Raw genomic sequence first — 13,306 nt, forward strand, 5'->3', positions numbered from 1 at the left:
AAATAACTCAAAAATCTGGCATTGACTTTTGGCACGCTGTTGAGTTCTCAAGGAACGGACGCTTCCTTCAAACCCCTCTCAGGGCCCTCCGGGCGTTCCCTTCGCTGTGTCCACTACTTTAGAACCAACCCCGCCCGAATTCCAAATCCGGGCTCCGGAACCCCAATTCAGACATACCTCGGACAAGCCGAAGCAGACCCTCACCGGGAATCAGGTTCACACGAAGTGGGTGCCACACATGGCGGCAGAGTTGCGCCCTTGACGAGCGCTTGAGGAACCTTACGTGGTCACCCCAACGGCGTCAACTCGCGTCGGGGAGGGCGAACTCCGCCCAGACCGCCTTTCCTCCCTCGGGGAGCCTGCGGGCTCCCCACTCGGCCGCGATGGTGGCCACCAGGGCGATGCCGCGGCCCGCCTCGTCGGCCGGTTCCACCTGCTGGCGGCGGGGCAGATGCTCGTCCCCGTCCGTCACCTCGACGATCAGTCGGCGGTCGGTGCGACGCAGTCGCAGGCGCATGGGGGCGCGGCCGTGCTTGAGGGAGTTGGCGACGAGTTCGCTGGTGGCCAGCACTCCCCACTCCCGCAACTCCTCGGGGAAGCGCCAACTGGCCAGCACCCCGTCCGCGAAGGCGCGGGCGCGGGGCGCGGCCTCGATGCCGCCGAGCAGGTCGAGGGCGGCGCCCCGGAAGAGGTCCGCCTCCTCGCCGTGGCGCTCCGGGCAGGTGAGGACGAGCACGGCGACGTCGTCGTCGTGGTCCTCGGTGATGTCGAGGGCGCGCAGCAGGCGGTGGCAGGTGATGCCGGGGCTGTCGCCGGCGCCGGCCAGCGCGCGTTCCAGTGCGCCGAGGCCGACATCGATGTCGGCGTCGCGGCGCTCCACCAGGCCGTCGGTGTAGAGGACGGCCTGCGCGCCGGGGCGGAAGGGGACGGTGCCCGAAGCGTGGATCCAGCCGCCGGTGCCGAGGGGCGGCCCGGTCGGGTCGGTGACGCGGTGGACCGTGCCGTCCGCCTCGCGGATCAGCGCCGGCAGGTGGCCGGCCGAGGCATAGGTGAGGCTGGCCTCGTTGGGGTCGTAGACGGCGTAGACGCAGGTGGCGATCTGGCTGGCGTCGATGTCGGCGGCCAGGCCGTCGAGGAGGCCGAGCACCTCGTGCGGCGGCAGGTCGAGCTTGGCGTAGGCGCGGACGGCCGTGCGGAGCTGGCCCATGACGGCGGCGGCGCGCACGCCGCGGCCCATGACGTCGCCGATGACCACGGCGGTGCGTCCCGCGCCGAGCGTGATCACGTCGTACCAGTCGCCGCCGACGGCGGCCTCCAGGCCGCCCGGCTGGTAGACGGCGGCCACCCTGAGGTCGTCCGGCTGCTCCAACTTCTGCGGGAGCAGGCTGCGTTGCAGGGTGACGGCGGCGGCGCGCTGCTCGCTCTCGCTCTCCCTGAGGCGCTCGGCGGCGACCACCTGGTCGGTGATGTCCGCGGCGAAGACCAGCACGCCGCGCTGGGCGGCGCCGCCGTCGGGGCCGGTGAGGCGGATCGGGGTGCAGGTGAAGGTGAAGTGGCTGTCGCGGGTGTCGCCGGGGACGCTGCGGGACTTCATGGTGCGCGGGGTGCCGCTGCGCTGGACCTGGTCCATCAGGGGGAGGAGGCCCAGCTCGACCAGCTCGGTGAGGGACTCGCGGGCCGGGACGCCCGGCTGGCGCGTGCCGAAGAGCGCGGCGTACGCCTCGTTGACGTAGGCGACGCGGTGGTCGGGGCCGTGGACGACGGCGACCGGGGCGGGGACCTGGCCGAGCAGCTCGTGCACGGCGAGGGCGTCGACGCCGGGGCCGCCCGTGCCGCCGGTCGACGGGGCCCTGGCCGCCGGCTCGCGGGGCTCGGCCCTGGCCGCCGGGACGGAGGCCGCCGGCTCCTTGCCGGTGCCGGCCGGTGCCGGGGAGCGTCCTTCGGTGGCGCCGTGACGGCGCTGTGCTCCGGGCAGCCGGATTCCCCAGCGCGTCAAATTCACAGCGTTCCGATCCGATTCGTTCCGGGAGTCGTCTGTCTTCTTACTCTTGGGTGAGCGGCGTCCCACCCATGGTCACACGGTCGAGGGTCGGGTCGGACCCGTGGGCGTGGCCTCAGGGGCGCTTTCGGCGGCGGTCGGGGTCGGCTGCCAGCTCGAACTCGGCCCGCGGGTGTTCCAGCGAGCCGAGTGAGACGATCTCACGTTTGAACAATCCCGCAAGGGCCCATTCGGCGAGGACGCGCGCCTTGCGGTTCCCCGTGGGCATCCGCCCGAGGTGGTAGACGCGGTGGAGCAGCCAGGCGTTGAGTCCCTTGAGTTTCCGGCCGTATACGCGTGCGACGCCCCGGTGCAGGCCGAGGGAGGCGACGGAGCCGCCGTGGCGGTGTCGGTAGGCGGTGGTGGGCCGGTCCCCGAGGGTGGCGACGAGGTTGTCGGCGAGGGTGCGGGCCTGCCGGACGGCATGTTGGGCGTTGGGGGCGCACATCGGGGTCCGCACGCCGGGGTGCGGGGGTCGGGCGCGGGGCGCATCGGGGTGCGGCGGCTTGTCCGCGGTGGTTTTCGGGGCCTTCCCCTTCCGGGACTCGGCTGGTTCGGCTGCCTCGGCCGCCTCCGCGGCGGCGAGGTCGGGGACCGCGGCGGCGTCGCCGGCGGCCCAGACATGGGGGACGTCGGTGACCCGCAGGTCGGGGTCGCAGCGGACCCGGCCGGACTCGTCGAGGGGGACGCCGCAGTCGGCGAGGACGGGGTTCGGCTTGACGCCGGTGGTCCAGACGAGGGTGCGGGCCGGGTGGCGTGAGCCGTCGTCGAGGACGGCGACGCGGTCCTCGCAGCTGACCAGGCGGGTGTTGAGCCGCACGTCGATGTTGCGCCCGCGAAGCTCGCGCAACGCGTGGGCGCCCATCTCGGGCCCGACCTCGGGAAGGATCCGGTCGCTCGCTTCGACCAGCAGCCAACGTGGTTCGTCCGGGCGGATGTTGGGGTAGTAACGGCACGCGTACCGCGCCATGTCCTCCAGCTCGGCCAGGGCCTCGACCCCGGCGTAGCCGCCGCCGACGAAGACGAAGGTCAGGGCGGCGTCCCGGACCGTGGAATCCCTGGTGGAAGAGGCGATGTCAAGTTGCTCAAGCACATGGTTGCGCAGGCCGATCGCCTCCTCGATGTTCTTGAAGCCGACGCCGTGTTCCGCGAGACCGGGCACGGGGAGGGTGCGTGAGATGGAACCGGGGGCGAGCACAAGCTCGTCGTATTCCAGCCGGAGGGGTTCGCCGGACGCGTCGGCCTGGGCCGCCGTGCGGACCATCACGGTGCGCGTCACGGGATCGGCGCCGACGACCTCACCGGGCAGGAACCGGCAGTGCGGGAGCACCCGGCGCAGGGGAACGACGACGTGGCGAGGGGAGAGGGAACCGGCCGCCGCCTCCGGAAGGAACGGCTGGTAGGTCATGTAGGGATCGGGGCTGACCACGGTGATCCGGACGTCGCCGCCGCGCAGCTCGCGTCGCAGCCGACGTTGGAGGCGGCGGGCCGAGTACAGGCCGACGTAGCCGCCGCCGGCCACGACGATGTGCGCGGTGTGCTTGGTCACACGACCATGAGGCACCGGGGGACGGAGTTTTGTCCACAGGTCGTCGGAGGCCGTCTCCGTTCGGGGGGCTTCTCCGGGGCGTCCGCGGGGCTCCTTCGGGGGCGTTTCCCGGCGGCCGCGGCGCGTGCGGCCGGGGACGCGGCGGCGCGGCGCTGGTGGCGGGGGTCGGCTCGTTCGGCGAGGGACGGGGGTGTCAGTGGGGCGGCCTAGGGTGCCGTCGGAGGTTCGGAGAACCAGAAGCACCGACGAGGACGTGTTGCACGGGGGAAGTGGATCGACCGCTTCCTCGAAGGACTTGCCCGGCCGCGCGACGCGCGGGTGGGCTACGGGGGGTCACATGCGTGTCAAGGAGTCGGCCGACGGCCGCGAGACCGGAGAGAAGTCGAGCCTGGTGGTGCACGGGCGCTGGCAGGAGGGTCAGCGGCGTTCGGCGCCCCTGCGGGTCGACGCGCAGCGGAATCTGCGCCATGTGCTGAGCGCGGCGCGGGCCGTCTTCGGCGAGCAGGGGTACGGGGCCCCGATGGAGGAGGTGGCCCGCCGGGCGCGGGTCGGTGTGGGGACGGTCTACCGGCGGTTCCCCAACAAGGAGGCGCTGGTCCGGCACATCGCGGCCGAGGAGACCCTGCGGCTGACGGAGCGTGCCAGGGAGGCGCTGGCCGTCGAGGACGAGCCGTGGCACGCGCTGGCCGGGTTCGTGCAGCGCTCGGCGGCGGCGGGCGCGGGGCGGTTGCTGCCGCCCGAGCTGCTGTCGGCCGGCGGGCGCGGGGAACGGGTGCCGCCGCAGCGTTCGGTGCCGGCGGCGCCGGAGGCGGCGGCCGAGGCGGCGCGGGCGGTGGTGCCGGACGAGGCGGCGCGGGCGGTGGTGCCGGACGAGGCGGAGGAGGTGCCGGCCGAGTCGGGCGAGCTGCTGGCGGCGGTCGAGCAGTTGGTGGAGCGCACCAGGGCGGCCGGGCAGTTGCGCGCCGATGTGACCGTGGCCGACCTGCTGTTGGTGATAGCGACGACGCCGCCGCGGCTGGACGATCCCGCACGGCAGACGGCGGCCGAGGCGCGGCTGTTGGAGATACTGCTCCAGGGGCTGCGTCCCGGCGAGGGCTGACCGGGGGGACGCGGGTGCCGCGCGCGGCGCGTGCGCGGCGCGTGCGCGGGGGGAAGCCCCGGCGGGCGCGCGCCCGTTGAACGGCGAGGGCGCCCTGTACACCGCCCGAAAGGGTGGTTTGTGGGGTGCCCTCTCCTCCCCGGGTTGCGGTCATGGCAGCCTGTCGTCGGTGCTGACACCCGCGTAGACAGCGCGGGAGCCACGAGAACAACGGGGGCCGGTCCCATGGACTTTGACGGTCGGAGCGAACTCTCCGAGGAGTCCACCGTGCCCCGCCAGCGTGAGGAGCGCTCGGGGACGGCCGACCTCGCGCTGATCGACCGGATGCGTCGGGGCGAGCCGGGGGCGTACGACGAGCTGTACCGGCGCCACGCCGACTCCGTGCGCCGGTATGCGCGCACCTGCTGCCGGGACGCGGACACGGCGGACGACCTGACCAACGAGGTGTTCGCCGCGACCCTTCAGGCCGTGCGGGGCGGCGCCGGGCCGCGGACGGCCGTGCGCGCCTACCTGTTGACCTCGGTGCGGAGGGTCGCGGCCGAGTGGGCGCGGACCACGCGCCGGGAGCAACTGGTCGAGGACTTCGCGGTGTTCGCGCTCTCCGACGCGGCGACCAGGGACGGGCGTCCGGGCGCCGAGGAGTCGCCGGCCGAGGTGCGGGCGATGCGCGAGGCCGAACGCAGCATGGCCGTGCGGGCGTTCCGCTCGTTGCCGGAGCGCTGGCAGACGGTGCTGTGGCACACCGCGGTCGAGGAGGCGTCGCCGCGCGAGGTGGCGCCGCTGCTGGGGCTGACGCCGAACGCGACGGCGGTGCTGGCGCATCGGGCGCGCGAGGGGCTGCGGCAGGCGTTCCTCCAGGAGCACGTGAGCCGGACGCTGACCGAGGGCGGCGAGTGCGCGAGCTACGCGGAGCGGCTCGGGGCCTATGCCCGGGGCGGGCTGCGCATTCGGGCGGAGCGCGGGCTCCGCCGTCATCTGGAGGAGTGCCAGCGCTGCGCGTCGGCCGCCGTCGAGGTACGGGCGATCAACGAGAACATCGGGTCGCTGCTGCCGGTCGCGTTCGTGGGGTGGTTCGCCGCCGACGCGGGCGCGAAGGGCGGGCTGCTCTGGTCGGGCGCGGCGGGCGCCGGCGCGGGTGCGGGTGCGGCCGGTGCCGGCACGAGCGGCGGTGCGGGCGCGGCGAGCGAGGGGCTGGGGGCGCCGGTCAAGGCGGGCGTCGTCTCCGGGGTGGTGGCGACGGCGGTGGCGGCGGCCCTGGCGCTGGCCATGATGGGTGGCGAGCCGGAGCCGAAGGCCCCGCCGGAGGCGGCGGACGCCAAGCCGCCGGCCGCGCCCGCCCCCGAGCCGGAGCCGGCACCGGAGCCGCCCCCCGAGCCAGAGCCGGAGCCGACGCCGGAACCGGAACCGGAACCCGAACCCGAACCGGAACCCGAACCGGAGCCCGAGCCGACGCCGCCCCCCAGCGAACCCGGACCAGAGCCGGAACCCGAACCGGAACCCGAGCCGGAACCGGAGCCGGAACCCGAGCCCGAGCCCGAGCCGGAACCCGAGCCCGAACCCGCCCGGCCGTACGAGCTGCACGAGTTGGCCTTCGACGTGTGGGGCGCGCAGGACGAGCCCACCGTGCGGCTGGCCGACAGCACCCCGATCTGGCAGCGGGAACGGCTGAGCGTCGGCGGCGTCGAGCATCCGCACGGGGTGACCGTCCCGGCCTCGTCCTCGGTGGTCATCGACCTGAACGACAGCTGCCTGAGCTACTCGGCACTGGTCGGCATCGACGACCTGAGCCAGGGGATCGGCGCGGCCGTGTTCTCGGTGCACGGGGACGGCGCCGAGCTGTGGCGCTCCCCGGAGATCGCCGCCGGGGAGCCGGCGGTGCCGCTGACCGTTCCGCTGAACGGCGTGAGCGAGCTGCGGCTGGACGTCGAACCCCGGGGCGCGCTGGGCGCGTTGGCCCTGGCGGACTGGGCGGAGAGCCGGATCGTCTGCGGCTGACCGCCGCGTGCCCGCACGTCAGGGCGTGACGCCGCTGGTGACCGCGCGCGGGTCGTGGTGGCCCTCGGTGGTCCAGCAGGAGCCGCGCCGCAGCAGCAGACGGCGCAGCCACAGCTCGACGGAGACCAGCTCGGCCAGGCCGTCGAGCGCCAGCGACTCGCCCTGGGAGGCGGCGCGCAGCGCCTTGCGGACGACGCGGGCCTCGACGAGGCCCGCGTCGGCGAGCAGCGGCGCGTCGAACAGGTCGACGAGCGGCCCGACATGGGTGGTGAGCCCGGCGCGCAGGGTCTCGTGGTGGGCGGTGGCGCCGGTCGCGCCCCAGCCCGAGGGGAGGTCGCGGACCCCGGCGCCTTCCAGCACGGTACGCAACACGTCGGCACGCGCCCCGGGTTGGACGCGGACGCTCTCGGGCAGCGCCTGGCAGGCGCGGACCACCTGGTTGTCGTAGAACGGCGCGTGCAGCCGCTGGTGGCGCAGCTCGGTGGCCTGCTCGAAGACCCGCTGGTCGGCGGCGTGCCGGGCGAGCGCGGCGCGGGCCCTGCGCACCCCGGGGCGGCCGGCCATCATCGCGCTGCGGGGGCTCGCGGCGACCGCGTCGAGCCGAATCGATACTTCCGCGAGCGCCTCCCCCGTCAGCCAGCGGGCCGCCGGTCCCGGCCGGCACCAGGCCAGCGCGGCGAGCGAGGCGCCCAACGCGCCGTCGGCGGACCGGGTCTCGTCGAGCGGCTGGCGCAACAGCACCGCCGCGCTGCTCAGCCCCTCGTGGTACGGGGTGCGGGCCAGCCGGCGGGCGGCGCGGTAGACGGTGAAGGGGACGAGCACCGAACGGCCGCCCCCGCCGGCGGCCTTGGCCAACGCCGTGGCCGGGCGCAGCAGATGGCGTCTGCGGCGGTCCAGCACCAGGTCGGCGAGGCGGGCGGGGTGGGCGTCCAGCACCTCCCTGGCGCCGTTGCCGATGAGGTGGTCGGCGCTGCCGGCGGAGAGCCGGTGGCGGTGGCCCGCGGCGACGACCAGGGAGGGGCCCGGCTCGTCGGTGAGCGTGCCGGACTCCAGGTCGCCGAAGGGCAGCGCGTCGTCGCCGCCGGCGACCACCACGTGGTGGAGGCGCGGGTTCTCCCCTATGGCGCGGGCGCGTTCCAGCTCGGCGGCGCGCGCGGCGGCGGCGGGTCCCGCGAGCTGCGGCAGGTCGTTGAAGGTGACGGCGAGCAGGCGCTCGCCGGCCTGGGTCGCGCCGGTGCCGTACACCGTGCCCGGCATCCCCGGCAGGCCGGCGGCGAGCAGCGCCAGGGTGGCCGAGGCGCTGCCGCCGGAGAGGTCGGCGCCGACGCCGGGCGCCGGGTCGGGTCCTGAACGGGCGGCCCTGCGGTCGGCGGGGCCCATGCCGGGCACCGGGCCCGCGTCCCTGGCGGGTGCGTGCCGGGGCGCGGCGAGCCGGGTGCGGACAGCCTCGACCAGCGCCTCCCGCACCCCGGCGACCGCCGCCTCGCGCTCCAGCGGGGGCGCGGCGACGACCAGGGACGGGGCCGGCTCGTAGTCGGAGATGTCGCGGCTGCCGCCCTCGCGCAGCAGCAGCGCGTGGCCGGGCGGGACGCGGCTGACGCCGTCGTAGGGGGTGCCGTCGCCGAGCGCCTCCGGCGACTCGGGGCAGGCCAGCAGCGCGGCGAGGTGGCCGACGTCCAGCTGGGCCTCGGTGAGGTCGGCCAGCGGCAGGGCGGCCGTGGCGTAGGCGGTGCCGCCGGCCCAGTCGGTGTGGAAGACGGGGCGGTTGCCGGCCAGGTCCGCGGGGATCACCGTGCGCCGCCCGAAGCGGGCGACGGCGGTGTAACTGCCTGGCCAGGTCGTGAGTTGCCGGAGCGCGCCGGCGCGCGCCGAGACCAGCGCGCGGCGCAGGGTGGCGTCGTCCGCGCCGCAGTAGCCGAAGACCGCGAGATGGGTGTCCCCGTCGCCGGGGACCAGACGGATCTCGTCGGGCCGCCAGTCCCCCACGGCCCAGAGCGGATCGGGGCCGTCCCACAGGAGTTGGGCCCCCAACGGCTGAATGTCTCTGGCCGCGCTGGCGGATGCCCCGCTCCACCCGACCAACCACCGCATCGGCGCCTCCCCCACTGAATTTTCGGGCCCTGTGGTCCCGGCGGACCGGTGCCGTCGCGTAGGTGTCAAGGCCAATGCTGCCATGGGAGGGGCGGATGCGGGGCATACCGGGGAGGTAGTTCGCTCGTGTGGCGAACTACCTCGGACGCGACGGATGCCCGCGAAGGGCCGCCGCACTCTCTGATCCGCCGTCGGAGACGGCGTTTGTTTTCGGCCAAAGTCTCGTGGCCGCAAGCTACTTGATCAAGCGTCACGCACGTCGGGAGAGCTTGCGGTCCGGGAGACGCTGGCTGTCTCCCGGACCACACCGCCGTCCGCGGGGAATGAGACGACGGCTTCCCCCGACCCGCCGACCTTCGGGGCAGCGGGCCGACCCACGCGGAAACATGGAAGCGCTCACCTCGGAGACTGCCCAGAGCGCACACCCGGGCGCACGGCCACATGCCGGGAGCACGATCCCCCGACCGAACGGCACTCGTACGGGGGTACGGACATAATCCCGCCAACCGGCATCCACCCCCTTAACGGTGAGCAGGCGGCGAACTACGCTGGGTTCGCGGAGGCACGGGAATGCCCTGCGCTGGTCGTGGGGCTGCCGTTGGTGTGTCAGGGGTGCGCGCATGTCCAGGGAGCAACGCGGGCCGAACGAGAAGCTGGGCGCGGTTCTCGCCCTCGCGGGGATCAGTAACGCCGGGCTGGCCCGTCGGGTCAACGACCTCGGGGCGCAGCGGGGCTTGACGCTGCGCTACGACAAGACATCGGTGGCCCGATGGGTGACGAAGGGGATGATCCCCCAGGGGGCCGCCCCGCATCTGATCGCGGCGGCCATCAGCAGCAAGTTGGGACGCCGGGTCCCGCTGCACGAGATCGGCCTGGCGGACACGGACCCGGCCCCCGAGGTCGGGCTGGCCTTTCCGCGCGACGTGCGCGGGGCCGTCGACTCGGCGATGGAGTTGTACCGCCTCGATGTTGCCCCCGGCAAAGGCATCTGGCAGTCGCTGGCGGGATCCTTCACCGTCGCCGCGTACGCCACCCCGGTCTCGCGGTGGCTGATCACCCCCGCCGACGCCTATGTCGGTCGGGCCACCCCCGCGCAGGGGCCGGCCGCCGCCGGCCGCGTCGGGCACACGGACGTCTCCAAGCTGCGCGAGGCGGCCGAGGAGGCCAGGCGCTGGGACTCCAAGTACGGCGGCGGCGACTGGCGTTCGTCGATGGTGCCGGAGTGCCTGCGCACGGACGCGGCGCCGCTGCTGCTCGGCAGCTACGCGGACGACGTGGGCCGCTCGCTCTTCCGGGCGACGGCGGAGCTGACGCGGCTGGCCGGGTGGATGGCGTTCGACACCGGGCAGCAGGAGGCCGCGCAGCGGTACTACATCCAGGCACTGCGGCTGGCCAGGGCGGCGGCCGACGTGCCGCTCGGGGGCTATGTGCTGGCGTCGATGTCGCTCCAGGCGACCTACCGCGGCTTCGCGGACGAGGGGGTCGACCTGGCGCAGGCGGCGCTGGAGCGGAACCGCTCGGTGGCGACGGCGCGGACCATGAGCTTCTTCCACCTGGTGGAGGCGCGGGCGTTGGCCAAGGCGCACGACGCGCCGGGCTGCGGCGCCGCGCTGTCGGCGGCGGAGAGCTGGCTGGAGCGCTCCCGGGAGGGCGACGGCGACCCGGGCTGGCTCGACTTCTACGCCCACGACCGGCTGGCCGCCGACGCCGCCGAGTGCTACATCGACCTCAAGGTGCCGGGCCAGGTGCGGCACTTCACCGAGCAGGCGCTCTCCGAGCCGACGGAGGAGTTCGTGCGCTCGCACGGGCTGCGGCTGGTGGTGGCGGCCGTCGCCGAGCTGGAGTCGGGGAACCTGGACGCGGCGTGCGCCGCCGGTTCCCGCGCGGTGCAGGTGGCCGGGCGGATATCCTCGGCCCGGACGACGGACTATGTCCGCAACCTGCTGCACCGGCTGGCTCCGTACGGTGACGAGCCGCTGGTCAAAGAGCTTCAGGAGCAAGCTCGCCCGCTCCTTGCCACTCCGGCATGACCGGGCACATGACACCGGCACAGACCGCTGGCCCTCCGGGGGTCCGAGGCGTTTCGGACGGTCACCGTTCGTAGGCGTGGAGGCGCAGCTTCGGGGTCGGGGTGGCCAGGGCCGTGAGCAGATAGAGCTGGTTCTCGTCGAACGCGGCGAACTGGCGGTCGTAGGCGCGGTCCGGCGAGAGCGCGACCGAGTCGCCCGCCGAGATCTCGCCCGTGGCGGGGTCCAGCGTCCGCACCCGCAGCAGGTCCCCGTCCGTCGGCTCGGCGAGCAGCGGCTCGCCCGTCTCGTCCAGGCCCAACAACTGCGTGCCGGCGGTCAGTTCGGTGGTCCACCGCTGCTCGCCCGTGGCCAGCTCGTAGCCGGCGAGCGGCCAGACGTCCGCCGGGACCTCGGCGCCCGGTGCCGGCTGGTAGCGGGTCACCAGCGTCTCTCCCGCCACGACGGAGTGCTCCCCGGCCAGCGGCCCGGGAACCGGCGGGCCCTCCCCGTCGCCTTCCCGCGCTCGCTCCCCGCCGGCGGAGCCCAGCGGCAGGCGCCACAGCTCCTGCCCGGTCTCGCCGTAGGCGACCAGCCCCGCCTCCGCGTCCCGCCCCTCGACGAGCAGCACCGGGTCGCCCGCCACCACCTCGCGCAGGTCGAGACCGGCGCCCGGCGCCGTCTCGTGGCTCCACTCCCAGTCGCCGGAGTCGGCGTCGTGCACGCTCAGCTCCCTGCTGCCGGGGGTGCCCCGGCACTGGCTGAGCACCAGCAGCCGGTTGCCGCGCTGCCGGACGGCCACCGGCTGCCGCAGCTCCGGCCGGCACTCCGCCTCGGCCCGCTCGGGCGGCCGGGGCAGCGGCAGCGTCGCGCCGTCCGCGACGGCCAGCCGGTGGAACGCCTCGGGCGCGCCGTCCCCCGACAGGCCGACGGAGACCGTCTCGGGGCCGACGGTGACGGTCACGCCGGCCGCCCCGGCCGGCTCCTCGCCCGCGGCCAACTGCCGCCACCAGCGCAGCTCGCCCCGTTCGCCGTCCACCAGGGCCAGCACCGAGCAGCCGCCGTCCGCGCCCTCGTAGAGCACGGCGCCCTCGCCTGCGGCGTTGGCGCGGGGCGCGGCGGCGCACGGGGCGCCGGCGCCGGGCGGCGCGTCGGCGTCCCAGGTCTCGCGGCCGTCCACGGTCCGGTAGCCGCGCACCGCCCGTGCCGTCACGACGGTCACCGTCTCGTCGTGCGGCCAGACCCGGATCACGTCGGCGTCCGCCCCGCTCACCGGCGCCAACACGGCCGGCGCCGCCCAGAGCCTGGCCAGCTCCTCGGGGGGCGTCGGCCGCTCCTCCGGCGGGTTCGCCGTCTCCTCGGCCTCGACGGCGTCGCCGTCCTGGCGGGTCAGCACCACCACCGAGACGGTGAGCAGCGCCAGCAGCACCACGCCGACGGTGGCCACCAGTCCTATGCGGTCCTCGCCGTCCGCCACCGTTGCTCCCCCCGTCACGTGGATGTCGTCGGCGCCCCCGCGCGCCGTCGCGCGCGGGGGCGTCACGGCCGGTTCGACGCCCGCCTTCTGGGTCCGACGTTCCTCGCCGCCCGCGCGGTTCCGGTGCGCCGTACCATCGAAGGCACTGTGTCCGATTCACTGTCCGAACCCGCCAGCGCGCCGTCCGCCGTCTCCGCCGACGCGCGACCCCGCATGTTCCCGCCCGGCGTCGGCCCCGCCGCCGACCCGACCGAGGGCGGGCCGACCGAGCGGGCCATCCGCAGCTTCCAGCCCCGGCGCAGCCGGGTCACCCACGCGCAGCGGCAGGCGCTGCTGCGGCTGTGGCCGCGCTGGGGGGTGGAGATCGACGGCCGCACCCCTCTCGACCTGGGCGAACTATTCGACGGCCGGCCCGTCGTGCTGGAGATCGGCTTCGGCATGGGCGAGGCGACCGCCGCGATGGCCGCCGCTGACCCCGCGACCGGGGTGCTCGCCGCCGACGTGCACACCCCGGGCCAGGGCAACCTGCTGCGCCTGGCCGACCAGGCCGGCCTCGACAACGTGCGGGTCGCCAACGGGGACGCGATCCTGCTGCTCCGCGACATGCTGCCGGCCGGTGCGCTGGCCGGGCTGCGGGTCTTCTTCCCCGACCCCTGGCCGAAGACGCGGCACCACAAGCGGCGGCTGATCCAGCCCGCGTTCGTCGAACTGGCCGCCGAACGGCTGGCGCCCGGGGCGACGTTCCACTGCGCGACGGACTGGGAGCCCTACGCGGAGTGGATGCTGGAGGTGCTGAACGGCCACGAGGGGTTCGCGAACACCGCCCCCGACGGCGGCTTCGCCCCCCGGCCGGCACACCGTCCGCTGACCCGCTTCGAGCGGCAGGGCCTGGCCAAGGGCCACCGCGTCCGCGACCTCGTCTTCCGCCGGCTGCCCTGAGGGCGGCGGGGAGCGGCGCGGGACAGGCCGGTTGACGACTTCGGGACTGCCCCGGGTCGGGAACAGGCCGTAGGGTCATGGGGTGCGCCTCTCGCTCCCCCCATTTCTCGGC

Annotated in this window: 8 protein-coding genes; 4 read left to right on the forward strand and 4 right to left on the reverse strand. The window is 75.0% G+C overall.

Features of this window, described 5'->3' with window-relative positions:
* Positions 1 to 301: 301 nt before the first annotated feature.
* Complete coding sequence (locus CRP51_RS11020) at positions 302 to 2,002, reverse strand: ATP-binding SpoIIE family protein phosphatase (RefSeq protein ID WP_097230922.1); 1,701 nt, start codon at positions 2,000 to 2,002, stop codon at positions 302 to 304.
* A 112-nt stretch (positions 2,003 to 2,114) separates the two neighbouring features.
* A complete protein-coding gene (locus CRP51_RS11025; RefSeq protein WP_097230923.1) occupies positions 2,115 to 3,587 on the reverse strand; it encodes an NAD(P)/FAD-dependent oxidoreductase in 1,473 nt (490 codons plus the stop codon).
* Between the two features lie 337 nt (positions 3,588 to 3,924).
* On the opposite strand from CRP51_RS11025, the gene CRP51_RS11030 reads away from it, so the two are divergent.
* Together CRP51_RS11030 and CRP51_RS11035 are read left to right on the forward strand one after the other, a co-directional pair.
* Entirely contained in the window at positions 3,925 to 4,686 is a 762-nt protein-coding gene (locus tag CRP51_RS11030) for a TetR/AcrR family transcriptional regulator (protein ID WP_097230924.1), read from the forward strand.
* A 225-nt stretch (positions 4,687 to 4,911) separates the two neighbouring features.
* Positions 4,912 to 6,681 carry a sigma-70 family RNA polymerase sigma factor gene (locus CRP51_RS11035; RefSeq protein ID WP_097230925.1) on the forward strand — a complete coding sequence of 590 codons (1,770 nt, stop codon included), beginning with the start codon at positions 4,912 to 4,914 and terminating at the stop codon, positions 6,679 to 6,681.
* A gap of 18 nt (positions 6,682 to 6,699) precedes the next feature.
* Here CRP51_RS11035 and CRP51_RS11040 read toward each other — a convergent pair whose 3' ends face one another.
* A complete protein-coding gene (locus CRP51_RS11040) occupies positions 6,700 to 8,772 on the reverse strand; it encodes an asparagine synthase-related protein (RefSeq protein ID WP_097230926.1) in 2,073 nt (690 codons plus the stop codon).
* A 620-nt stretch (positions 8,773 to 9,392) separates the two neighbouring features.
* Here CRP51_RS11040 and CRP51_RS11045 point away from each other — a divergent pair.
* Entirely contained in the window at positions 9,393 to 10,802 is a 1,410-nt protein-coding gene (locus CRP51_RS11045) for an NsdA family TPR-like regulatory protein (protein ID WP_097230927.1), read from the forward strand.
* 61 nt (positions 10,803 to 10,863) lie between these two features.
* On the opposite strand, the gene CRP51_RS29950 is transcribed toward CRP51_RS11045, so the two are convergent.
* The gene (locus CRP51_RS29950) at positions 10,864 to 12,273 is read right to left on the reverse strand and encodes an outer membrane protein assembly factor BamB family protein (protein ID WP_141514575.1); all 1,410 of its coding nucleotides are present in this window, start codon (positions 12,271 to 12,273) and stop codon (positions 10,864 to 10,866) included.
* Positions 12,274 to 12,468: 195 nt separating this feature from the next.
* On the opposite strand from CRP51_RS29950, the gene trmB reads away from it, so the two are divergent.
* Positions 12,469 to 13,194 (forward strand): tRNA (guanosine(46)-N7)-methyltransferase TrmB, encoded by a 726-nt coding sequence (gene trmB / locus CRP51_RS29460; RefSeq protein WP_099459300.1) that lies wholly within the window; start codon positions 12,469 to 12,471, stop codon positions 13,192 to 13,194.
* Positions 13,195 to 13,306: the final 112 nt, after the last annotated feature.

The sequence above is a fragment of the Streptomyces zhaozhouensis genome (genome assembly GCF_900230195.1).
GTDB classification, from domain to species: Bacteria; Actinomycetota; Actinomycetes; order Streptomycetales; family Streptomycetaceae; genus Streptomyces; species Streptomyces zhaozhouensis.

Bases quoted from the DNA above. Each gene is read 5' to 3' on its own strand.
- CRP51_RS11030 (WP_097230924.1), top strand. From the start codon at position 3,925: ATGCGTGTCAAGGAGTCGGCCGACGGCCGCGAGACCGGAGAGAAGTCG.
- CRP51_RS11035 (WP_097230925.1), top strand. From the start codon at position 4,912: ATGGACTTTGACGGTCGGAGCGAACTCTCCGAGGAGTCCACCGTGCCC.
- CRP51_RS11040 (WP_097230926.1), bottom strand. From the start codon at position 8,772: ATGCGGTGGTTGGTCGGGTGGAGCGGGGCATCCGCCAGCGCGGCCAGA.
- CRP51_RS11045 (WP_097230927.1), top strand. From the start codon at position 9,393: ATGTCCAGGGAGCAACGCGGGCCGAACGAGAAGCTGGGCGCGGTTCTC.
- trmB (WP_099459300.1), top strand. From the start codon at position 12,469: ATGTTCCCGCCCGGCGTCGGCCCCGCCGCCGACCCGACCGAGGGCGGG.